The following is a 20,827-nucleotide window of genomic DNA, read 5'->3' on the forward strand; positions in this document are numbered from 1 at the left end:
GGGGCCCACGCCGGGGGGCCCCCCGGGGGCCCCACCCCGGGGGGCGCTGCATCTGGGTTCCGGGTCGAATCTTAGGGCAAGATTCGACCCGGAACCCTGATCCAGCGGAAAGGGTCCGGGGAGAACGGTCCGGTGAGCGGTCCGGTGAGCGGTCCGGTGGGGAGCAGTCCGATGGGGACGGCGCGACAGTGAGCCCAGGTCAGCGGGACATGCTGCGGCCGCGCGACCGCCAGAGGTCGTTGCTGGGCCGGATGAGGTCGGTCAGCTCGTTGTCCCACCCGTTGTCGACGGCGACGCCCGCCTGACCGCAGGCGTCGCGGGCGACCTCGATGCTGGTCGTCGGCAGTTGCGTCGCCTCGCCGTCGCTGCCGGTCACGATGACCAGCGCGCCGCGTTTGCCGAGGTACTCCACGGCGGCCTTGGCTCCGCCGTGCGCCGAAGCGAACGCCTTGACCGCCGCCACAAGGTCCTCAGTGGACAGCAGTGCGCTCGCATTCCGATCTGCCATGACCGTATTTCTACCGGACGGGCGGGCGCGCGGGAGGCGTCGTCACCCTTTCGCTATCCGGGCCGCAACCGTTTCGCAATCTGTTCAGCGAATTCACTGAACAACCGGGTTGCCCGAATCGGACGGACGGAGAAATGGGCGACGCCCGGCCGGGTGCGCACGGGGGAACACATCCGGAACGGGCGTCGCAGCGGTGAGCGTACTCCGGTTGAGGAGGTTTCGCATCACTCGCCGGGGCCGCTGCCTCACAGGCCCATCAGCTCGGGTTTCGTCGCGAGGGACCGGAACCGCCCGGCCGGGTCGGCGACCAGTCGGCGGGCGGTCAGGTCCAGCAGTCCACCCACGCCGGTGAGTTCGGCGACCTGGGTGCCGTCCGGTCGCCGCAGGTCCTGGCGGATCCGGAAGGTCTTTCCCTCGCCCCACTCGAATTCGCAGGTGACGTCGACCACGTCGCCGCCCCGCAGTTCCCGCAGGTACCGCACGGTGACCTCCAGCGCGACCGGCCCGACGCCGCTGCCGATCAGCCGGTCCTGCGACAGGCCGGCGGCACGCAGGCACTCCCACCGGGCGTGCTCGCCGTACTGCAGGTAGACGGCCTGGTTGAGGTGTCCCTGGGTGTCCAGCTCGTAGCCGCGCACCGTGATCTGGACCGAAAAAGGTTCCACGTGCATAAACCCTACTCAGCGCCTGTGACGGGAGGTGGCGATGAGGCAGATGTGAGCCAGTTCCCAGGCTAAATCACTATCAGTAATGTTTTGTATTCGCAGGGTGTGGACAACCGGCGTGACCTGCGGTTATGGTCGTAGGCACAAGCGCACACCGCTCGCAGCACCATCAAGGTGCGGACGCCTGGATCGGCAGGTCCCGCCGATCATGTGAGCGCCGGGCACAGCGCATATAGGGGATGGGTGGATGCCTACCGTCAACGGGGGAGGTTGGCGCCGCTCGTCAAGACCGACTGGTCGGCCTCGGTGCTTATGGGGGTGAGCACCTGAGATGCCGGCCGGTCGGCCTGTCCGGGGTCTTTTCGGCGCCGGGATCGCCCTTCGGCCGTGATTGCCCGCAAACGACGCGTGGTCCGGGCGGATCCGGGAAACAATCACCCCATGGCCGCGAATCCGAAGACCGACGCGCCCGTTCCCGACATCCTGGCCCATGCCGCCGAGGTCGCCTCGGCCGCGCCCTCGATCCACAACTCCCAGCCGTGGCGCTGGGAGGTCGACGGCGACCGCCTGGAGCTGTACGCCGAACGCTCCCGCCAGCTCGCGGCGACCGATCCGGAAGGCCGCATGCTGACGATCAGCTGCGGCGCCACCCTCCATCACGCGCGGCTGGCCTTGGCCGGCTGGGGCTGGCAGACGCAGGTCGACCGGCTGCCCGACGGCGAGGGCGATCTGCTCGCCCGAATCCGGCTGGAGGGGGCGATTCCGATCACCGCCGAGGCCGAGCAGCTGTTCCGGACGATCGGGCACCGGCACACCGACCGGCGTCCGGTGGCGAACCGACCCGTGCCGCCCGACGCGCTCCAGGCGCTCGCCGCGGCGGCGTACGCCGAGGGCGCCCGTCTCCAGCTGCTGCACACCGAACAGGTCGACGACCTCGCCAGTGCGACCGCCCACGCGGCGGAGATCGACGCTTCGGACCCGGCGATCCAGGCCGAGCTGACCGATTGGGCCGGCGGTCAGCGGACCGAACTCGGGCTGCCGGACGAGGTCATCCCGTCGCGACCACCGCAGACCAACGTGGCCAGCCGGGAATTCGGCGGGTCGGGCAGCCTCCCGATCGGCGACGACCACGACAAGACCGCGGCGTACGGGTTGCTTTACGGGGATGAGGACAATCAGCTCGGTTGGCTGCGCGGCGGTGAGGCGCTGTCGGCGCTGTGGCTGACCGCCGTCCGCCTCGGTCTCGGGATCATGCCCATCAGCGAACCGGTCGAGGTCCCGGCGGGCCGGCAGATCCTGCGCCGGTCGCTGTCTTACCTGGGCTGGCCTTATCTCGCCGTCCGCGTCGGCATCCCGGCCGACGGGACCGAGCCGGAGGCGACGCCGCGGCTGCCGGCCTCCGAGACGGTCCACAAGCACTGAGGGCTGGGCCCGATCAGACGCGGCTGCGGAAGACCTTGCGATAGGTCTGCGGTGAGACGCTGGTCGCGCGGCTGAAGTGCTGGCGCAGATTGGCCGCCGTGCCGAAGCCGACCGCGCCCGCGATCCGCTCGACAGGCTGGTCGGTCGTTTCCAGCAACTGCTGGGCGAGGCGTACGCGTTCGATGGTGAGCCAGCGCAACGGGCTGGTGCCGGTCGCCTCGGCGAACCGGCGCACGAACGTACGCTGGCCCAGCCGGGCGCGTTCGGCCAGGTCGGCCACGGTCAGCGGCTCGGCGAGGTGCTCCCGGGCCCAGTCGAGCACCGGCCCGAGGCTGGCCGACCCGGGTGGCGCCGAGCGCGCTGTCTCCACATATTGAGCCTGTCCCCCGTCGCGGTGCGGGGGCACCACCATCCGGCGGGCCACCGTGTTGGCCACCGTCGCCCCGAAGTCGTTGGCGACCATGTGCAGGCAGAGGTCGATGCCCGCACCTGTGCCGGCTGAGGTCAGAATCTGGCCGTCGTCGACGTAGAGGACGTCGGGGTCCAGTTTCACCGCCGGATAGCGGGTGCCGAACTCCTCGGCGTACATCCAGTGCGTGGTCGCCGGGCGATCGTCGAGCAGCCCCGCCTCGGCCAACGCGTATGCCCCGCTGCAGATCGCCGCCAGGCGAGCACCCCGGGCGTACGCCTCCTTCATCGCCGCGACCAGCGTCGCCGGCGGGGTCATCTGGAAGGGCCGATACATCGCGGCGGCGATGACGGTGTCGGCCGCGACCAGGTCGTCCAGCCCGTAAGGCGTCTGCATCAGCAGGCCCTGGGCGGTGCGGATCGGCCCGGGATGCGCGGCGCAGAGCCGCAGTTCGTACCAGGGATCGGCGAGATCGGGCCGGGAGATGCCGAAGATCTCGCAGAGGATCGCCAGTTCGAAGATCGGCGCGTGGTCGGTGACGGCCACCGCGACGACGTGCGGTTTGCCCATGGCAGAAATCTATCGCACTATGGCATTCCTGTCACTGGACTGGCCCGACCAGCGGCGCGAGGCTGTGCACGTGACGCTCACCGAAACCAAGGCGGCCCCCGCGGAGACCCCGACCGGCCACCTGTCCACCGTCCAGGGCATCGCCCTCTACGTCGGCGCTGTCCTCGGCACCGGGGTCATCGCCCTGCCGGCCCTCGCCGCCCGGGTCGCCGGCCCGGCGTCGTTGCTCGCCTGGCTGGGCCTGGTCCTGGCGTCGATTCCGCTCGCCGCGACGTTCGCCGCGCTCGGCGCCCGGCATCCGGACAGCGGCGGCGTCTCCACCTACGCCCGCCGCGCCTTCGGGCCCCGGGCGGCCGCCCTCGTCGGCTGGTGGTTCTACGCCGCCACGCCGGCGGGCGCACCGGCCGCCGCCCTGTTCACCGGCGGCTACGTCGAGGCCGCCTTCGGCGGTGGACGCGTCACGGTGTACGCCACCGCCGTCGGCTTGTTCGCGGTCGTCGGCCTGGCCAACTACTTCGGCGTACGCGTCTCCGGGCGGATGCAGCTGATCCTCGCCGGAGTACTGCTGACCCTGCTCCTCGTGACGGCGATCGCCGCGCTGCCGCACGCCAAGCTGAGCAATCTGACGCCGTTCGCGCCGCACGGCTGGTTCGCCGTCTTCCCCGCCGCCGCCCTGCTCGTCTGGAGCTTCGCGGGCTGGGAGGCCGTGACGCACCTGGCGGCCGAGTTCCGGAACCCGGCTCGGGCCCTCCCCCGGGCCACGGCCGCCGCCATCGTCGTCGTCGGCGGGGTCTACCTGCTCATCGCCGCGACGGTCGTGCTCGTCCTGGGCTCGGCGGCGGGCGCGAACGAGGCGCCACTGTCAGAGCTGCTCGCCGTCGGCTTCGGCGGACCGGCGAAGGCAGCCGCCGCCGTGGTGGCCGTCCTGCTGACGCTCGGTGTCATGAACACCTACACCGCCGGATCGGCGAAACTCGGCGCGGCGCTGGGTCGCGACGGCGCCCTGCCGGCTTGGCTGGCGAGCGGAAGTCAGGCCGGTGAAGTGCCCCGCCGCAGTCTGTTCGTCACGATCGCGCTCGGGCTGGGCGGATTCGGCATCGTCGCCGCGACCGGCGTCGGCACCGCGCCGCTGGTGCTCGCGACGACAGGCTGCTTCGTCGCCGTGTACGCCGTCGGCGCGGCGGCGGCCCTCCGGCTGCTGCCGCGGCGTACGGGGGTGTGGTGGACGGCCGTGGTCGCCCTCGTCACGGTGATCGGCCTCAGCCTGACGACCGGCTTCTACCTGGCGTGGCCGCTGCTGGTGGCGTTGGCCGCCCTGCTCTACGTCCGCCGCAGCACCGCCCGCCGCGCTACGTCCGCCGCAGCACCGCCCGCCGCCGCGATACCGCCCGCGTAATCGCGTGATCATTGCGCCAGCCAAGCTGTTTCAGCGGACAAATTGCCGCCGGAAACGACTTGGCTGGCGCAATGATCACGCACGGGGGCGAGTGCCGTCACGGCAGTCCGAGCCACGATCGAGCCGCCGCCTGCACGGCCGATCCGTCCACGTCGGCCAGTTTGCGGCTCGCGTACTCCTTGGCCCAGGAGCTGGTGAGGACGCGCAGCGGTGGCCGCGGATCGGCCAGCGCCCCGACCACCACCTCGGCGACCTCCCGCGCGGTCTGCGCGCCCGGGTACCCGCCGTTGGCCACCCAGTCGAGGTAGGGCACCAGCACGTCGACGTAGGGCCCGCAGTCGGCGATGAGCGAGTCCCGCGTGATGCCGGTGTTGGCCCCGAACGCGGTCTCCAGGACCGGCCCGGGTTCGACGATCGTGACGGTGACGCCCATCCCGGCGGCGGTGGGCGCGAGGCTCTCCAGGAAGCCCTCGACGGCGAACTTGGCCGCCGAGTACGCCTCGTTGAACGGCTGCCCGACCAGCCCCCGGGTGCTGCCGAGGGTGACGACGCGGCCCCGGCTCGCCCGCAGATGCGGCAGCGCCGCCTTCGTCATCGCGACCACGCCGAAGAAGTTGACCTCGATGTTGGCCCGGTACGCCTCGAGGGACGCCATCTCGATGGTCGGCACGGTGTTCCCGACGCCCGCGTTGTTGACCACCGCGTCGAGCCGTCCGTACTTGTCGACGACGCCCGCCACACAGTCCTGAATGGACTCCCAGGAGGTGACGTCGAGCCGCCGCACGTCCACGGTCACGCCTGCGGCGGACGCCGCCTGCAGGAGCGCGTCCTGCCGGGACAGGTCACGCATGGTGGCGACGACCGTCCAGCCCGCCTCCGCCGCGGCGACCGCGGTGTGCAGGCCGATCCCGGTGGAGCATCCGGTCACGAGCACGATCATGCCGCCCTCACCTTCTCCGGCACCCCGGTGGCGGCGGGTGCGGCAGCGTCCGAGTCCGAAGCGGCCGCGGTGACCAGGCGATGCACCGCCCACAGCGGAACCGCGGCGAAGAAGGTGCCGATGAGCGTACCGAAGATCATCGTGATCTTCGTGGCGTCCAGGATGCCGAACCGGTCGTCGAGCAGGTCCACTCCGACGCCGCCGACGAACACGCTCAGCGGGATGATGCCCCAGGTGATCGTGCGGAAGGCGGCGTGCGAGACCGCCTGGTCCGACACCGGCACCCGGGCCTGCCGGACGGCGGCGGTGCTGACGTTGTACCAGACCATGAAGAACCCGTACGCCGCCAGCGTGGCGCCGATGACGACCGCGCCCGGCAGCGCCGGAGCAGCGAGGATGCCGAGCCCGACGAACGAGTGGAGGAAGATCGACCAGGGCATGACCCGGGCCGCCCCGATCTTGCGGCTGATCCGCTGGGCGAAGAAGGTGCCGACGACCGCGCCTGCCGCCGCGACCGACATCGCCGCGCCCATGACGCCGACCGACAACCCGAGTCCCCGGTACGCGAACATCGGCATCACGGTGACGTAGATCGGCCCGCCGATGTTGGCGAGGAGGGTGCCCTGCACCGTGCGCCGGAGCACCGGATCGCGCCAGTTCAGCAGCACGCCCTGCTTGAGCCGGGCCCACATCGACTCCTTGCGCTCCACGGCGGAGCCGTAAGGCTGCATGGCCCGGATCGATCCGGCCGACACGAGGTAGGTGACCGCGTCGACCACCAGGGACGCCACTCCCATGAGCTGGTACAGCACGCCGGCGATGGCCGGTCCGACCACTTCGGACGCCGTCCGGCTGGTCTCGAGGTTCGCGTACGCCTTGACCCGTCCGTCGCCGGGCACGATCGCCGCGATGGTGGCGGTGTAACCGATGTTGAAGAAGACCGACGTCGCGTTGAGCACCGCCACCGCCGCGAACACGAGCGGGATCGACAGCACGTCCAGCCAGTACGCGATCGGCATCGACAGCACGACGAGCAGCCGGATCAGGTCGCAGGCGACCAGCGTGGCACGCAGATTCCAGCGGTCCACGAGCATCCCGGCGACCAGGCTGAGCAGCGGGATGGCGAGATACTGCGCCATGCCCACCAGGCCGACCTGGAACGCCGAGGCGTGCAGCAGCAGGATCATCACCGTCGGCACGACGAACAAGGTGATCTTGTCGCCGACGTTGCTGACCGTCTGCCCCGCCCACAGCAGGTTGAACTCCCGGCCGAGGGTCATGACCGCCCCTGCGCGAGGAACCGGGCGTGGGCCGAGCGGTAGGCCTCGAACCGAGCCTGAATGGTGTCCCGCTGCTTCTGCACGTAGTCCGGGCCCGGGCACATGATGGCGCCGTCGAATTCGATTTCGGAGAGCCAGAACTTCTCGCCGTCGTGCAGGAAGTCGACGCACAGGTACGGTACCGGGAACTTCTCGGCGAAGTAGGCCACCGCCTCCTCCAGCTCCGGCGGAGTGTCGATGTAGGACAGCTTCGCGCCCGTGCTGAACTGCGGATACGGCGCGCCCGGCCCGGGTTGGCGTACCAGGACGGCGGCCACCTTGCCGTCGACGAGATGCAGCCGGTAGTCGGTCGTCCCGTGGCCGAGGAACGGCTGGAAGACCAGCACCGTGTCCCCGCCCTGCGCCAGGCTGAGCAGTCCGCGTACGTCGTGCGAGTCGCGCGCGATGTTGATGCCGCGCGACGTCGCCCAGCCCGACGGCTTCGCGATCGCCGGATACGTCAGGTTCTCGGTGACCGCCTCGTACTCGTCGAAGACGAGGTCGCGGCCCGATCCGATGCGGACCGTCGGGATCGGCGGCACCGGCGAGTCCTTGAGCATCAGGATCGTCGCCATCTTGTCGTTGCAGACCGCCGCCAGGCTGGGCGGATGCGGCAGGTAGAAGCCGCCCTGCTCCAGCACGGCGTACAGGGTGAACTGGGTGAAGACGTCGGCCGACTGGTAGGGCAGCGAATAGATGGACGTGATGAACAGCGTGTCCTCGGGTGTCACCGGCTCGCCGTCGATGTAGAACTTCGCCGCCGTCGGATCCAGCGCGTCGACGGTCACCGCCTCCGGCGTCACCCGCTCCCACGACAGGTCCAGCTGCTTGGCGACGTCGGTGTAGGCGTCCCAGAACGCCGCGCCCCACTTGGCCCCCATCCGGGTCGACTCCCGGTCCGGGAACAGCCACACCAGCCGGCGCAATGTGCTCGTGTCAGTCATGGCGGCATTGTGGGAAGCACCGCCATGAAATCACTGCGAATTCGCTCCGGAAGCGGCGACGTCCGCGCGGCGCGCGCTCAGGAAGGCCCGCTCGGCCGGCTGGGTCACCAGGCTCAATGCCATGTCGTACGCCGAAAGGGCGGCCCGCGTCCGGTCGAGCCGCCGCAGCAGATCGGCGCGGACGGCGTACCAGAGGTAATAACCGGACAGCGGCAGTGAGTCGACGATGGACAGTGCCACGAGCGGGCCGTCGGTCTCGGCGACCGCGACCGCCCGATGCAGCTCGGTGACCGGGCTCGGCGCGACCGCCAGCAGCTGATCGTAGAGCTGGACGATCTGCCGCCAGTCGGTCCGGTCAGCGGTATGCGCGTCGCTGTGCACGGCGTTGATCGCGGCCTGGATCTGATAGGGGCCGGGCTGGTTCCGCCGCAGGCAGCGCCGGACGAGGTCCTGACCCTCGGCGATCAGCTCGGCGTTCCACAGCCGACGGTCCTGATCGGGCAGTGGCACGAGACGGTCGGCCCGGGCGGGCCGGCGCGCCTCGGTCAGAAGCAGCAACGCCAGGAGTCCCAGCACCTCCGGCTCGTCGGGCATGAGCCCGGCGAGCAACCGGGCGAGCCGGATCGCCTCGACGCTCAGCTCGGCCCGGCCGAGGTGCCCCTCGGTGTAGATGAGATAGACGACGGCGAGCACCGAGCGCAGCCGATCGGGCAGGTCGGCATCCCCGGGCACCCGGTACGGGATGTGGGCGTCGCGGATCTTGCCCTTGGCCCGGACGAGGCGCTGCGCCATGGTCGGCTCGGGGACGAGGAACGCGTTCGCGATCTCGGCCGTCGTGAGGCCACCGAGCAACTTCAGTGTCAGTGCGACCTGGGCCGATTCGGCCAGCGCCGGATGGCAGCATGTGAAGATCAGCCGCAGGCGGTCGTCGTCCACCGGACTCCCCTCCCCCGACTCGGGCCGGTCTGCCTCCTGGGCGGCCGCCAGCAGGGCCGCCTCGGCCTGTTTCGCGTCCCGGGCGGCCTCCCGGCGTACGCGGTCGATCGCGCGGTTGCGAGCGGTGGTGATGATCCACCCGGCCGGGCTGGGCGGCATACCCGTCACCGGCCAGCGCCGGACCGCCTCGGCGAAGGCGTCCTGCACGGCCTCCTCGGCGAGGTCGATGTCGCCGAAGGCGCGCACGAGAACGGCGACCGCGCGTCCGTACTCCGCGCGGAACACCGCCTCGACGTCGGTCACTACTTCTCTTCGAACGCGATCGGCCGGACCTCGACGGGCAACGTCAGGACGGCCGCCATCCGCCGGCCCCAGCTCAGCGCCTCGTCCAGGTCGGCGGCCCGGATGACGGTGAACCCGCCGACGTGCTCCTTGCCCTCGGCGTACGGCCCGTCGGTGATCAGGTTCTCCCGTGGGCGTACCACGGTGGCGGTGCTCGCCGGATGCAGGCCCATCGCGAACACCCAGACCCCCGTACGCCGCATCTCGTCGTTCAGCGTCGCCAGGTTCTCCATGATCGGGTCGAGGACCTCCGGCGGCGGCGGATCACCGTCGGGCTGGTAGATGCTGAGCAGGTACTCCGGCATGGTCTGACTCCCTTCCCACAACCTTCCTACCTCCTACACGAACACCCCTCCCGCATTTCGACACTCTCCCACCGGCGATTTGGGCTGTCGCGGGCCGTGACACGGATGGGGCCGAACTACCGACCCGATGCCACGTTGGCCCGACCGCAGTGATCGGCAAACATGGCCCGGGTGACGTCGGCTTCGCTCATCCGGCGGGCCCAGGACGGCGACGAACTCGCGTTCGACCAGGTGTACTGCGCTGTCCATCCGGGTCTGCTGCGCTACCTGCGCGTTCTGGTGGGTTCCGACGCCGAGGACGTCGCCTCCGAGGCGTGGCTGTGCATCGTCCGCGATCTGCCCGCGTTCACCGGCGACGATCAGGCGTTCCGAGGCTGGGCCGCGGCCATCGCCCGGCATCGGGCCATCGACCATCTGCGGCACCGCGACCGCCGTCCGGCCGTGCCGGTGCCCGCCGAGGACCTCGCCGACCTGCCCGCGCACGAAGACGCCGAAACGCTGGCCCTGGCGGCGGTCGCCACCGACGCCGCCGTACGCCTCATCGCGACCCTTCCGCGGGATCAGGCCGAGGCGGTGATGCTGCGCGCGGTTCTGGGCCTCGACGCGAAGACCGCCGGGAAGGTGCTCGGCAAGCGGCCGGGCGCTGTGCGTACCGCCGCCCATCGCGGTCTGCAACGGCTCGCCGATCAGCTGACCACCCCCACGACCAGCGAAAACCGAACGAGAGTGACGTTTTTGGCGACGCCGGCGGTTAAGGAGGCGAGATGAGCACGCGGCCCCGACTTCGGCGAGCCGCCGCCGGGCACCTGCTCGACGGCGGGCACGAAGGCGGACCGGCGCCCCTGGCCGACCTGCTCGCCGCAGCGGCTGCGCCCGCCCACCCGGGTGAGCTGGCCGGTCGGCGGGCGACGGCGGAGGCGTTCCGGGCTCATCGCGACGCTGTCCCCCAACCCCGGAGACGTTCGATGCTCAAGACAGCCCTGGCGAAAGCGCTCACCGTGAAGGCGGCGGCCATCGCCGCGGTCGCCGTCGGCGGCGGCGTGGCCCTCGCAGCGACCACCGGCGTGCTGCCCAACCCGCTGAACGGGGCGACCGGCAAGCCCTCCGCCAGCCACAGCGCCAAGCCGAGCCACAGCCCCGGCGCGAAGGGCTCGCCCTCGCCCAACCTCGAAGGGCTCTGCAAGGCGTACGCCGCCAAGCCGGACGGCGAACGAGGCAAGGCGCTGGAGAGCCCGGCGTTCCAGGCGCTCGTGACCGCCGCCGGCGGCCTCGACAAGGTCACCGACTACTGCGTCACCCTGCTGCCCAGCGCGAAGCCGACCGGGCCGGGCGCCAAGCCCAGTACGCCGACCGGCGGCAAGCCGAGCACGAAGCCGAGCGGCGTCCCGACCGTCAAGCCGACGGACCACCCGGGCGCGCCGACCGTGACGCCGTCGCACCGCTGACGGCCTGACTTCGCCCGCTGGGACGACGGTGATCGGGCATCGTGTCCCGGCGGGCGAACAGTCCTCGGCGTGCCTCGCACCCCACGCCTGAGGATCCGCCGCACGGGCGACGCCCCCCAGACGTCGCCCGTGCGGCATCGGCTCAGCGGGCGTACGCGAGCCGGGTGAACTCGGCCGCACCGCCCAGGATGTAGAAGTCGGAGACCTGGGTGAGGGCGATGCCGATCAGGTCCCGATGCGGATCGGTGAACCACACCGTGCCGTAGCCGCCCTCCCAGCCGTATCGGCCGGGCACGTCCGCCGCGTCGTCCGGCGTGACGGTCACCGCCATGCCGTACCCCCAGCCACGGCCGCCCAGCAGCATTCCCGCCGAGCCGACCTGCTCCGGGGTGAGCTGATTCGTCGTCATCCGGCGTACGGAGTCTTCTGACAGGAGTCCGTCGCCGTTTCGGCGCAGCATCTGGGCGAAGGCCAGATAGTCCGCGGCGGTGGAGAGCAACCCGGCCGAGCCGGACGGGAAGGCGGGCGGTCGCGTCCACTCGGCCGCCGCCGACACCGGCTGCTCCTGCAACGGCCCGCCCTGAAGGTCGCTCATATAGTACGCCGGTAGCCGGTCGGCCTGCTCCTCAGGTAGCCAGAATCCGGTGCCGGTCATGTTCAGCGGTGCGAAGAGCCGTTCGGCGAGGAACTCCCCCAGCGGCTTGCCGGCCGCCCGCGCCACCAGTACGCCGAGCACGAGCGTCCCCGTGTTGTACCGCCAGCGCGTACCGGGCTGATCCATCAGGGGCAGTCGACCGAACCGCCGGAGCCACTCGTCCGGGTCCAGGGGCGTACGCGGATCGGGCACGTCCAGCACCAGCTCGGCGTCTCGGGCCGCCTGGACGATCGGGTACGCGGGCTGGAACGACGGTTCCGTGATCATCCCCTGTCCGAGCCGGAAGGTGAGGAGGTCCTCGACCGTGATGGGCCGCTCGGCGGGAACGGTGTCGTCCAGCGGAGCGTCGAGCGTACGGAGCACCCGCCGGTCGGACAGCTCGGGGAGCAGCCGGTCGACCGGTTCGTCGAGGGCGATCGTGCCGTCGTCGACCAGCAGCATCGTGGCGGCCGCCAGCACGGGTTTGGTCAGCGACGCGATCCGGAAGATCGTGTCGGGTCGCATCGGAGTGCCGCCGAACGCGGTGTCCCCCAGCGCCGTCACCTCGACGTCGTCCCCGTACGCCACGGCGTAGACCAGGCCGGGCAGCTCGCCTCGGGCCACCCGGCCGGTCATCGCGGCGGTGAGTTCCTCGTTCAGCGGGCTCGTCATGATCGCCTCCAGTCGTGAGTCTTCCTCAACGCGTCGGACGAGGGAGGCGGGATACGACACTCTCCCCGATTTCCGCGATCCCCGCGATTTCTGCGATCTCAGTCCGTGAGGTCGGAGAGGTCCAGACCGGCGAGGCGTTCGGGGTCGGCGAGGATGTCGATCGCGACGATCCGGCCGTCGACGACGGTCATCCCCATGACCCCGTAGACCTGGCCCGACGGCGGGATGTTGACCACCCCGATCGCGCCGTTGACCAGCGCCGGGCGAGCGTACTGAGCCATCTTGGAGAACATGAGCGCCTGCCGGGCCACCGCCTCGGCCCCCCGCACCAGCCGGGCGACGTCGAACGGGGCCGCCCCGAAGTCCGCGCGGAGTACGACGTCGGGGTCCAGCAGCGCGACCAGCGCCTCGAAATCGCCGCCCCGCGAAGCCGCCAGGAAGGCGTCGACGACCTCACGCTGACGGCCGAGATCGCGATCGGGGACGGGCGCGCCGCCCTGGACCCGCCGCCGGGCCCGGCTGGCGAGCTGCCGCGTCGCGTCCGGCGCCCGGCCGACGATCGGGCCGATGTCGTCGAACGGCAACGCGAACATGTCGTGCAGGACGAAGGCCAGGCGCTCCGCCGGGGTGAGGGTGTCCAGCACGACCTGCAGCGCCAGGCCGACCGAGTCGGCGAGCATCGCCTCCTGCTCGGGGTCGATGCCGTCGGCCGGAGCCACGATGGGGTCGGGAACACGCACGTCCAGCGACTCCTCCCGCCGGGAGGTGCGCGAGCGCAGCATGTCCAGGCACACACGGCCGACCACAGTGGTCAGCCAGCCGCCCAGGTTGCGTACCTCGGCGGTGTCCGACCGGCTCAGCCGGAGCCAGGCCTCCTGCACCGCGTCGTCGGCCTCGCTCAACGAGCCGAGCATCCGGTACGCGACCGCGCGCAGGTGCGAGCGGTGTCCCTCGAACTCGCCCGCCAGCCATTCCGTGTCGTTCATGATCACAGTCTTCCTCTCCGTTCAGCACCCTGACGAACGGAGCGGATCGAATGTGACAGGAGTCGGCGGACTACTCGTACTCGTCGTCGAGCGGGACGACCTGGGCCTGTTCGACGGCGTCGGCCTCGGGCACGTCGTCGCCGATCTCCGGCTCGACGGAGGCGTCGTCCTCGTCGTCGAACACGACGGGGAGTTCCTGGTCCTGGCGGTCGGCGTCGGGCACCTCGGTCACCTGGCCAACGTACCGAGAGTTGCGCCTGGCGTCGCGCCGAACGACGCGAATTTCCCGGATCGGCTTGACACGCCTTCAGCACGCGGCCCATACTCAACTTATCGGTTGATTAACCGATTGGTTGAATAAGGTGGTCACGGTGGATCAGCTCAGCACGGTGTTCGCGGCGCTGGCCGACCCGACGAGACGGGCCATCCTCGCCCGGCTCGCCGAGGGCGAAGCGACGGTGAACCAGCTGGCCGAGCCGTTCCCGATCAGCCTCCAGGCGGTCTCCAAACATCTGAAGGTGCTGGAGCAGGCCGGGTTGATCACGCGAGGCCGGGACGCGCAGTGGCGGCCGTGCCGATTGGAGGCCGCTCCCCTGCGGGACGTCACCGAGTGGGTCGAGACGTACCGCCGCTTCTGGGAGGAGCGCTACGACCGCCTCGACGACTACCTGCGAGAACTCCAGCATCCGAGTACGCCGAAGGAGAAGTGAGATGTCCGAGAACGCCGTTTTCCAGGTGACCCCGCGGGGCGACCGCGAGATCGTCATGACCCGCGTCTTCGACGCTCCCCGCGAGCTGGTCTGGGCCGCCTTCACCGACCCGGAGCATCTGAAGCACTGGTGGGGCCGGGGCAACCCGATGACCATCGAGATCGACGTACGCGTCGGCGGGCGCTACCGCTTCGTCGAGCACTCGCCGGAGGGCGACGAGGCGTTCCGGGGCGAGATCCTGGAGCTGGTCCCGAACGAGAAGGTGGTGCAGACCTTCGAATGGGAGGGACTGCCCGGCCACATCGCGACCGACACGATGGTCCTGACCGAGCAGGACGGCAAGACGCTCGTCACAACGACGTCCATGTTCACCAGCCAGGAGGACCGGGACGGCATGATCGCCTCCGGCATGGAGACCGGAGCACGCCAGTCCTACGAGGCGCTCGAGGCGTACCTGGCCAAGCTCTGAGTCCTGGCTGTGCCGCGCGTCACCGGAAAAGAATTTGCAGAGACTGAAAGATCACTTGTAGCTTCGGCGGGGTGTCCACCACCCCGCCGAAGCCGTCGCTGGGCCGTCGCGACCTCAAGAAGCAGCAGACCCGCGAGGCGCTGCTCACCGTGACGCTCCGCCTGGCCGCCGAGCGGGGACTCGAGCACGTCACCGTCGAGGAGATCTGCGCCGAGGTCGGCGTCTCGTCACGGACGTTCTTCAACTACTTCCCCAACAAGGACGACGCCGTCCTGGACGACAACACCGCGGCGGCCGAAGAGATGCAGCGCCGGCTGACCGACCTGCTCGGCGAGATGCCGGTGCTGGCCGCCGTGCACGCCTCCCTCGCGGCGATCATCGCCGAGATGGAGGAGGAGCGGGACCGCTGGCTCCAGCGACTCGCCGCGATCGAACGCAGCCCGTCGCTGCTTCCCCGGCTGATCGCGACCAGCGTGAAGACCGAGCAGCAGGCCGCCGAGATCATCGCCCGGCACGTCGGCGTACCCGCGGACGGCTATCCGGCCCTCGTGATCGGGGTCGCCGGAGCGGCCTTCCGCGCGGCGATGCAGCGCTGGGCGACCGGCGACGGCTCCCGGCCGCTCGCCGCCTATGTAGACGAAGCTTTCGCCGCCCTGGCCAACGGGCTGGCTGATCCGAAGCACCAACTAGAAGGAAGAGAATGACCACAACCACCGCGCCTGCGGACTCCCCCGAGACGGGCGCCGCCCCGCAGCCGATGTCGCGCCGCGAGGTGCTGCAGGCGCTGTCCGGCCTCATGCTGGGCATGTTCGTCTCGATCCTGGCCTCCACGATCGTGTCGAACGCGCTCCCCCGCATCATCGCCGACCTGCACGGCAGCCAGTCGGTCTACACCTGGATCGTCACCACCGAGCTGCTGGCGATGACGGCCACCGTCCCGCTGTGGGGCAAGATGGCCGACCTCTACAGCAAGAAGCTGCTCATCCAGCTGTCGCTGGGCCTGTTCGTGGTCGGCTCGCTCATCGCCGGGTTCACCCCCAACGTCGAGATCCTGCTGGTCAGCCGGGCCGTCCAGGGCGTCGGCGCGGGCGGCATGACGGCGCTCGCGATGATCGTCATGGCGGCGATGATCCCGCCGCGGGAGCTGGGCCGCTATTCCGGCATCTTCGGCGCGGTCTTCGGCATCGGCACGATCGCCGGTCCGCTGATCGGCGGCGTCCTGGTGGACACCTCCTGGCTCGGCTGGCGCTGGTGCTTCCTGATCGGCGTCCCGTTCACGCTGACTGCGATCTTCCTGCTCCAGAAGACCCTCCACCTGCCGGTCGTACGCCGCCAGGTGAAGATCGACTACCTGGGCGCGCTGCTCATCATCGCGGGCGTCTCGACGCTGCTGATCTGGTCGACCCTGGCCGGCTCGAAGTTCGAGTGGGCCTCCGGCTGGACGGCGTTCCTCGTCGCCACCGGCGTCATCCTGCTGGCGCTCGCGGTCTTCGTGGAGGCCCGCGCGGCCGAGCCGATCGTGCCGCTGGGCATCTTCCGGCACCGCACGGTCAGCCTCACCGTTCTGACCAGCATCTTCGTCGGCGTCGCGATGTTCGGCGGCACCGTCTTCCTGTCGCAGTACTTCCAGATCTCGCTCGGCAAGTCGCCGACGGTCGCCGGTCTCATGAGCCTGCCGATGATCTTCGGTCTGCTGGTCTCCTCGACCGTCGCCGGTCAGCTGATCACGAAGTACGGCCGCTGGAAGATCTTCCTCGTCGCGGGTGGCATCGTGATGACGGTCGGCATGCTGCTGCTCAGCCGGATCGACGCACACACCCACGTCGTCGTGCTGTCGGCATACATGGCGGTGCTGGGCGTCGGCGTCGGCATGCTCATGCAGAACCTCGTGCTGGCCGCCCAGAACGACGTGCCGGCGCAGGATCTGGGTGCGACGACCTCGGTGCTGACCTTCTTCCGGAGCATGGGTGGGGCCATCGGCGTCAGCGCGCTCGGCGCGGTTCTCGCCAACCGGGTCACCGACATGTTCACCGAGAAGTTCGGGCCGATGGCGGCCGGTGGCGGCACTGCCGCCGTGCCTGACCTGAAGACACTCGACCCGGCGATCCTGCAGATCGTGCAGCAGATCTACGGCGACGCCACGGCCGACCTGTTCCTCATCGGTACGCCGTTCGCCGTGCTCGCCCTGCTGACCGTGCTCTTCATCAAGGAGAAGCCGCTGCACACGCTGAGCGGCACCGACCGGCTCGCCCAGGAGCAGAGCGACGCTCCGCCGCCGATCGCCGTCCACTGAGGATCAATCAGGGAACGCCGCCGGGGGATGCCCCGGCGGCGTTTCACTTTTCCAGGGCCAGGGTCACCAGCGGACCGTCTCTGTCGACGAAGGTCGCTGCGCTGAGCGTACCGTCTGATTGAAGGCGGCGGATGGTTCGCGTGGCCGGCTGGTTGCCCGCGAGCACATGGACCACGATCTTCCCGCGAGCCGCGCCGGCCAGACGGCGCGCGAGCAGAGTCCCGACGCCGCGACGTTGCCAAGCGTCCTCCACCAAGATCGCGGCCTCGGCCGGGTCACCGGACAGGCTGGCCATCGCCACGAGCCGGCCGTCCTGCGCGCCGCCGGTGGCGACCGCGACGACCGTGCCCGCCGAGAGCAGCCCCGCGAGCAGGACGGCCGGCGGCGTGCCCGCCCCGGAGACGTATCGGCGGTAAAGGCTCTCCCGTGAGCAGCGCCGATGCATCGCCAGCACCTCGTCGAGATCGGCGGCGGTCGCCGCGCGAACCGTCACCACCACCGGTTCTATGTCGAGCATCATAATCCGATCGTGCGCTATGATGACCGTCATAGTCAAGGGGAGCGAGATGACGACGGACAGCCGCGAGAAAATGATCAAGACCGCCGCCTTCCTGTTCGGCGAGCGGGGCTACGCGGCGACCTCCTTCCAGGACGTCCTCGCGCGCTCCGGGGCGCCACGCGGGTCGATCTACCACCACTTCCCCGGCGGCAAGGAACAACTCGCCGCCGAGGCACTGCGGTGGTACGCCGGACGCACGCGCGAGGCGATGGCGGCCGGAACCGCCGACGGGCCGACCGTGGAAGCCGTCGCGGGCTACTTCGCCGCCACGGCGGCGTGGCTGAAGAAGTCCGACTTCCGCGGCGGCTGCCCGATCGGCGGCGTCGCCCTGGACATGTCCGGTGACGAGCCGCTCCGCGAGATCGTGGCCGAAGCCTTCGCGGACTGGCGACGCATCGTCGAACGGTCGTTGCTGACCGAAGGATGCGCGCCCGACACGGCCCGATCCCTGGCGGCGCTGGTGATCGCGGCGTCCGAAGGCGCGCTGATGCTGGCCCGCACCTCCCGCGACATCCGCGACTACGAGTCCGTCGGCGCCCAGGTGCTGGCCCACCTCCGCACCGTCCTCGCCCCCCGCTGACCTCGCGCGCCCGCTTCCCTCACGCGCCCGCTTCGCTGCGCGCGCCACCTGGCGTGATCATTGCGTCAGCCATGCTGTTTCACGCGACGAAATGTCCGTTGATACCGCATGGCTGACGCGATGATCACGCTGAGCGCATCGACAGGGGTCTTGTCGCGGGAGCGCTCCCATGTCAGACTGTAGGCCCTCTCCTTGCCTGATCTCCCACCGCCCGGCGAGGTCCCGCCCCAGGAAAGGTCGAGGCCACACATGAAACGTGTCGCCCTGGCGAGCATCGCCCTGCTCGTCCTCGTATCCTCCGCCCTCATGATCGCCGAACCCGCGTACGCCGCCACCGGGCTGCACGTCAGCGGCCGGAACATCGTCGAGGCCAACGGCAGCACCTTCGTCATGCGTGGCGTCTCCCACGCGCACACCTGGTACCCCACCCAGACCAGCTCTTTCGCGAACATCAAGGCGCTCGGCGCCAACTCCCTCCGGGTCGTGCTGAGCGGCGGCCGCTGGACCCCGAACACCGCCTCCGACGTCGCCAACGTCGTCAGCCTGTGCAAGGCGAACAAGCTCATCTGCGTCCTGGAGAACCACGACACCACCGGATACGGCGAGCAGAGCGGGGCGTACACACTGGACCAGGCGGTCGACTACTGGATCGGGCTCAAGAGCGTCCTCGTCGGCCAAGAGGACTACGTCGTCATCAACATCGGCAACGAGCCGATCGGCAACAACGACGCCGCCCAGTGGACCACCGCCACCAAGAACGCCATCACCCGGTTGCGCAGCAACGGTTTCCAGCACCTCATCATGGTCGACGCCCCGAACTGGGGCCAGGACTGGCAGTTCGTGATGCGCGACAACGCCGCCTCGGTGTACGCCGCCGACACGGCCCGCAACACCGTCTTCTCGATCCACATGTACGGCGTCTTCGACACCGCCGCCGAGATCAACGCGTACTTCGACGCCTTCCAGACGGCCGGGCTGCCGCTGGTCGTCGGCGAGTTCGGGTTCAACCACTCCGACGGCAACCCCGACGAGGACACCATCATGGCTCAGGCCGTCGCCCGGGGCATCGGCTACCTCGGCTGGTCGTGGAGCGGCAACGGCGGTGGCGTCGAGTACCTCGACATGGTCACGAACTTCAACCCGAGCGCCCTGACAACCTGGGGCCAGCGGATCTTCAACGGGGCCAACGGCATCGTCGCGACCGCCCGGGAGGCCGCGATCTACTCCGGCGGCACCGCCGACACCGTCGCGCCCACCACCCCCGGTACGCCCTCCGCCTCGAACGTCACCGCGACCGGCGCCACGCTCAGCTGGACGGCGTCGACCGACAACGTCGCCGTCACCGGTTACGACGTGCTGAACGCGTCGAACGCCGTCGTCGCGTCCTCGGTGACGAACTCTGTGACGCTCACCGGGCTCACCCCGTCGACCCAGTACGCGTTGCGCGTACGCGCGCGGGACGCGGCCGGCAACCAGTCCTCCGCTTCCACCGCCGTCACGTTCACCACGACCACCGCCCCGACGGGCACCTGCAAGGTGGTCTACACGGCGAGCCCGTGGACGGAAGGCACCGGCGTCGGCGGCTTCACCGCCAACATCACCGTCACCAACACCGGAACCAGTCCCCTCTCCGGCTGGACGCTCAAGTTCACCCTGCCCAGCGGCCAGACCCTGACCCCGCCCGGATGGAGCGCCACGTTCACCGTGAGCGGCCAGGCGGTGACGGCCACGAACCTCTCCTACAACGGCGGGCTCGCCGCGGGCGGCTCGACCGGCATCGGTTTCAACGGACGCTGGAGCGGCTCGTACAGCAGCCCGACGTCGTTCACCCTGAACAACAATCCCTGCACGACCAGCTGAGCGAGAAACGGGCACCCGTCGTCGGCGGGTGCCCGTCACACCGCCGCGTCCGCCAGTTCGCGCAAAACTGCGAGGTCCCGGACGACGATGCGCCGGTAGCCGGTCTCCACCAGGTTCGCCTGCCGCAGCTCGCGCAGCGCCTTCTGCACGCTCATCGACGCCGCGCCACACAACGTCGCCAACTCGGCCTGAGTGAGGTCGACACTGACGACGATTCCGTCCGCGCCGCGACGCCCATAGGCCGCGCTCATCTCGGCCAGCACCCGGGCCAACCGGACCTTGACCGGGTAAGCCGCGAAGTCCATGCGTCGCCGATTCGCCCACCGCAGCCGGTCCGCCACCGTACCGGCGATCTCCACCGCCGCGTCCGCCCGCGTACGCATGTACTCCCGGAACTCGTCGCGGTAGATAACGCGGACCGCCGAAGGACGGCAGGCGGTTACCGTCGCGGATCTCGGGACTTCGTTCAGCGCCGACATCTCGCCGACGATGTCTCCGGACATCCGGATCGACAGTAGCGCCGGTCGGCCGTCCGCCATAGCCGCGGTCACCTTCGCGACGGCGTCGATCAACAGCACGACGAACGTCTCCCGATGACCTTCGCGGATGATCGGGCTTCCAGCGGCCACCGTCTTCGGTACGCCCAGCGCTAGCAACGCCTTTCGGCTCGTCTCGTCGAGACGGCCCAGAAGGGTGCCGGGCAGCCATTTCTGTTCGGACATCGCGTCTTCCGCTCCCCGTACGTCGGCGCTGTCATGATGTCACACCGACGTCGCTGTCAGAAAGATGACTTCCGATATTTCGATGACAAGCGGATCCGCACTGAGCCGTTAGATGGCGAGAAGTCATGTCCGAGGCAGAAA

At 70.0% G+C, this 20,827-nt stretch carries 23 protein-coding genes; 10 read left to right on the top strand and 13 right to left on the bottom strand.

The features are described from left to right. Positions 1-199 precede the first annotated feature (199 nt). Together AB0H43_RS16690 and AB0H43_RS16695 are read right to left on the bottom strand one after the other, a co-directional pair. Positions 200-508 carry a hypothetical protein gene (locus tag AB0H43_RS16690; RefSeq protein ID WP_360000223.1) on the bottom strand — a complete coding sequence of 103 codons (309 nt, stop codon included), beginning with the start codon at positions 506-508 and terminating at the stop codon, positions 200-202. A gap of 245 nt (positions 509-753) precedes the next feature. After that, entirely contained in the window at positions 754-1,173 is a 420-nt protein-coding gene (locus AB0H43_RS16695) for an acyl-CoA thioesterase (RefSeq protein WP_360000224.1), read from the bottom strand. A 441-nt stretch (positions 1,174-1,614) separates the two neighbouring features. On the opposite strand from AB0H43_RS16695, the gene AB0H43_RS16700 reads away from it, so the two are divergent. Further along, the gene (locus tag AB0H43_RS16700) at positions 1,615-2,595 is read left to right on the top strand and encodes a nitroreductase (RefSeq protein ID WP_360000225.1); all 981 of its coding nucleotides are present in this window, start codon (positions 1,615-1,617) and stop codon (positions 2,593-2,595) included. 13 nt (positions 2,596-2,608) lie between these two features. On the opposite strand, the gene AB0H43_RS16705 is transcribed toward AB0H43_RS16700, so the two are convergent. Next, a complete protein-coding gene (locus AB0H43_RS16705; RefSeq protein WP_360000226.1) occupies positions 2,609-3,574 on the bottom strand; it encodes a helix-turn-helix domain-containing protein in 966 nt (321 codons plus the stop codon). A gap of 70 nt (positions 3,575-3,644) precedes the next feature. Between AB0H43_RS16705 and AB0H43_RS16710 the strand changes: the two genes are divergently transcribed. After that, positions 3,645-4,970 carry an amino acid permease gene (locus AB0H43_RS16710; protein ID WP_360000227.1) on the top strand — a complete coding sequence of 442 codons (1,326 nt, stop codon included), beginning with the start codon at positions 3,645-3,647 and terminating at the stop codon, positions 4,968-4,970. Between the two features lie 97 nt (positions 4,971-5,067). On the opposite strand, the gene AB0H43_RS16715 is transcribed toward AB0H43_RS16710, so the two are convergent. The 5 genes from AB0H43_RS16715 to AB0H43_RS16735 are packed head-to-tail and all read right to left on the bottom strand — an operon-like array spanning position 5,068 to position 9,756. After that, positions 5,068-5,910 carry an SDR family NAD(P)-dependent oxidoreductase gene (locus AB0H43_RS16715; RefSeq protein ID WP_360000228.1) on the bottom strand — a complete coding sequence of 281 codons (843 nt, stop codon included), beginning with the start codon at positions 5,908-5,910 and terminating at the stop codon, positions 5,068-5,070. Beyond that, entirely contained in the window at positions 5,907-7,190 is a 1,284-nt protein-coding gene (locus AB0H43_RS16720) for an MFS transporter (protein WP_360000229.1), read from the bottom strand. The genes AB0H43_RS16715 and AB0H43_RS16720 overlap by 4 nt, the downstream gene beginning before the upstream one ends. Then, on the bottom strand, positions 7,187-8,173 hold the full coding sequence (locus AB0H43_RS16725; protein ID WP_360000230.1) for a hypothetical protein: 987 nt from the start codon (positions 8,171-8,173) through the stop codon (positions 7,187-7,189). The genes AB0H43_RS16720 and AB0H43_RS16725 overlap by 4 nt, the downstream gene beginning before the upstream one ends. 30 nt (positions 8,174-8,203) lie before the next feature. Beyond that, positions 8,204-9,412, bottom strand: coding sequence for a sigma-70 family RNA polymerase sigma factor (locus AB0H43_RS16730; RefSeq protein ID WP_360000231.1), 1,209 nt, complete (start codon positions 9,410-9,412; stop codon positions 8,204-8,206). After that, positions 9,412-9,756 carry a YciI family protein gene (locus tag AB0H43_RS16735; RefSeq protein WP_360000232.1) on the bottom strand — a complete coding sequence of 115 codons (345 nt, stop codon included), beginning with the start codon at positions 9,754-9,756 and terminating at the stop codon, positions 9,412-9,414. Before AB0H43_RS16735 ends, AB0H43_RS16730 begins: the two co-directional genes overlap by 1 nt. 171 nt (positions 9,757-9,927) lie before the next feature. On the opposite strand from AB0H43_RS16735, the gene AB0H43_RS16740 reads away from it, so the two are divergent. Together AB0H43_RS16740 and AB0H43_RS16745 are read left to right on the top strand one after the other, a co-directional pair. Continuing rightward, complete coding sequence (locus AB0H43_RS16740) at positions 9,928-10,524, top strand: RNA polymerase sigma factor (protein ID WP_360000233.1); 597 nt, start codon at positions 9,928-9,930, stop codon at positions 10,522-10,524. After that, positions 10,521-11,201, top strand: a complete 681-nt coding sequence (locus AB0H43_RS16745; RefSeq protein ID WP_360000234.1) for a hypothetical protein — start codon at positions 10,521-10,523, stop codon at positions 11,199-11,201. Before AB0H43_RS16740 ends, AB0H43_RS16745 begins: the two co-directional genes overlap by 4 nt. Positions 11,202-11,343: 142 nt before the next feature. Here the strand turns inward: AB0H43_RS16745 and AB0H43_RS16750 are convergent, their stop codons facing one another. The 3 genes from AB0H43_RS16750 to AB0H43_RS16760 all read right to left on the bottom strand — a co-directional run bounded on the left by AB0H43_RS16750 (position 11,344) and on the right by AB0H43_RS16760 (position 13,725). Beyond that, positions 11,344-12,507 (bottom strand): serine hydrolase domain-containing protein, encoded by a 1,164-nt coding sequence (locus AB0H43_RS16750; RefSeq protein ID WP_360000235.1) that lies wholly within the window; start codon positions 12,505-12,507, stop codon positions 11,344-11,346. Between the two features lie 98 nt (positions 12,508-12,605). Beyond that, the gene (locus AB0H43_RS16755; RefSeq protein ID WP_360000236.1) at positions 12,606-13,493 is read right to left on the bottom strand and encodes a sigma-70 family RNA polymerase sigma factor; all 888 of its coding nucleotides are present in this window, start codon (positions 13,491-13,493) and stop codon (positions 12,606-12,608) included. A gap of 70 nt (positions 13,494-13,563) precedes the next feature. Then, the gene (locus AB0H43_RS16760; protein WP_360000237.1) at positions 13,564-13,725 is read right to left on the bottom strand and encodes a hypothetical protein; all 162 of its coding nucleotides are present in this window, start codon (positions 13,723-13,725) and stop codon (positions 13,564-13,566) included. A gap of 130 nt (positions 13,726-13,855) precedes the next feature. On the opposite strand from AB0H43_RS16760, the gene AB0H43_RS16765 reads away from it, so the two are divergent. From AB0H43_RS16765 to AB0H43_RS16780, 4 genes are all read left to right on the top strand, one after another. Then, positions 13,856-14,203, top strand: a complete 348-nt coding sequence (locus AB0H43_RS16765; protein WP_360000238.1) for a metalloregulator ArsR/SmtB family transcription factor — start codon at positions 13,856-13,858, stop codon at positions 14,201-14,203. Between the two features lies 1 nt (position 14,204). Then, complete coding sequence (locus tag AB0H43_RS16770; RefSeq protein WP_360000239.1) at positions 14,205-14,672, top strand: SRPBCC family protein; 468 nt, start codon at positions 14,205-14,207, stop codon at positions 14,670-14,672. Positions 14,673-14,743: 71 nt separating this feature from the next. Beyond that, positions 14,744-15,376, top strand: a complete 633-nt coding sequence (locus AB0H43_RS16775) for a TetR family transcriptional regulator (RefSeq protein WP_360000240.1) — start codon at positions 14,744-14,746, stop codon at positions 15,374-15,376. After that, a complete protein-coding gene (locus tag AB0H43_RS16780) occupies positions 15,373-16,965 on the top strand; it encodes an MDR family MFS transporter (protein WP_360000241.1) in 1,593 nt (530 codons plus the stop codon). The genes AB0H43_RS16775 and AB0H43_RS16780 overlap by 4 nt, the downstream gene beginning before the upstream one ends. 43 nt (positions 16,966-17,008) lie before the next feature. Here the strand turns inward: AB0H43_RS16780 and AB0H43_RS16785 are convergent, their stop codons facing one another. Further along, entirely contained in the window at positions 17,009-17,485 is a 477-nt protein-coding gene (locus AB0H43_RS16785) for a GNAT family N-acetyltransferase (protein WP_360000242.1), read from the bottom strand. Positions 17,486-17,531: 46 nt separating this feature from the next. Here AB0H43_RS16785 and AB0H43_RS16790 point away from each other — a divergent pair, with 46 nt between their 5' ends. Beyond that, complete coding sequence (locus AB0H43_RS16790) at positions 17,532-18,104, top strand: TetR/AcrR family transcriptional regulator (protein ID WP_360000243.1); 573 nt, start codon at positions 17,532-17,534, stop codon at positions 18,102-18,104. Between the two features lie 249 nt (positions 18,105-18,353). Then, positions 18,354-19,964, top strand: coding sequence for a cellulase family glycosylhydrolase (locus AB0H43_RS16795; protein ID WP_360000244.1), 1,611 nt, complete (start codon positions 18,354-18,356; stop codon positions 19,962-19,964). A 35-nt stretch (positions 19,965-19,999) separates the two neighbouring features. Here AB0H43_RS16795 and AB0H43_RS16800 read toward each other — a convergent pair whose 3' ends face one another. Then, positions 20,000-20,686: a Crp/Fnr family transcriptional regulator gene (locus AB0H43_RS16800; RefSeq protein WP_360000245.1), complete on the bottom strand. Its 687-nt coding sequence runs from the start codon at positions 20,684-20,686 to the stop codon at positions 20,000-20,002. Positions 20,687-20,827 lie beyond the last annotated feature (141 nt).

Source organism: Hamadaea sp. NPDC050747 (genome assembly GCF_040654195.1).
GTDB lineage: Bacteria > Actinomycetota > Actinomycetes > Mycobacteriales > Micromonosporaceae > Hamadaea.

Coding starts and splice junctions, on each gene's coding strand:
- AB0H43_RS16690 (WP_360000223.1), bottom strand. CDS start 508: ATGGCAGATCGGAATGCGAGCGCACTGCTGTCCACTGAGGACCTTGTG.
- AB0H43_RS16700 (WP_360000225.1), top strand. CDS start 1,615: ATGGCCGCGAATCCGAAGACCGACGCGCCCGTTCCCGACATCCTGGCC.
- AB0H43_RS16705 (WP_360000226.1), bottom strand. CDS start 3,574: ATGGGCAAACCGCACGTCGTCGCGGTGGCCGTCACCGACCACGCGCCG.
- AB0H43_RS16715 (WP_360000228.1), bottom strand. CDS start 5,910: ATGATCGTGCTCGTGACCGGATGCTCCACCGGGATCGGCCTGCACACC.
- AB0H43_RS16720 (WP_360000229.1), bottom strand. CDS start 7,190: ATGACCCTCGGCCGGGAGTTCAACCTGCTGTGGGCGGGGCAGACGGTC.
- AB0H43_RS16725 (WP_360000230.1), bottom strand. CDS start 8,173: ATGACTGACACGAGCACATTGCGCCGGCTGGTGTGGCTGTTCCCGGAC.
- AB0H43_RS16735 (WP_360000232.1), bottom strand. CDS start 9,756: ATGCCGGAGTACCTGCTCAGCATCTACCAGCCCGACGGTGATCCGCCG.
- AB0H43_RS16745 (WP_360000234.1), top strand. CDS start 10,521: ATGAGCACGCGGCCCCGACTTCGGCGAGCCGCCGCCGGGCACCTGCTC.
- AB0H43_RS16750 (WP_360000235.1), bottom strand. CDS start 12,507: ATGACGAGCCCGCTGAACGAGGAACTCACCGCCGCGATGACCGGCCGG.
- AB0H43_RS16755 (WP_360000236.1), bottom strand. CDS start 13,493: ATGAACGACACGGAATGGCTGGCGGGCGAGTTCGAGGGACACCGCTCG.
- AB0H43_RS16770 (WP_360000239.1), top strand. CDS start 14,205: ATGTCCGAGAACGCCGTTTTCCAGGTGACCCCGCGGGGCGACCGCGAG.
- AB0H43_RS16780 (WP_360000241.1), top strand. CDS start 15,373: ATGACCACAACCACCGCGCCTGCGGACTCCCCCGAGACGGGCGCCGCC.
- AB0H43_RS16785 (WP_360000242.1), bottom strand. CDS start 17,485: ATGATGCTCGACATAGAACCGGTGGTGGTGACGGTTCGCGCGGCGACC.
- AB0H43_RS16790 (WP_360000243.1), top strand. CDS start 17,532: ATGACGACGGACAGCCGCGAGAAAATGATCAAGACCGCCGCCTTCCTG.
- AB0H43_RS16795 (WP_360000244.1), top strand. CDS start 18,354: ATGAAACGTGTCGCCCTGGCGAGCATCGCCCTGCTCGTCCTCGTATCC.
- AB0H43_RS16800 (WP_360000245.1), bottom strand. CDS start 20,686: ATGTCCGAACAGAAATGGCTGCCCGGCACCCTTCTGGGCCGTCTCGAC.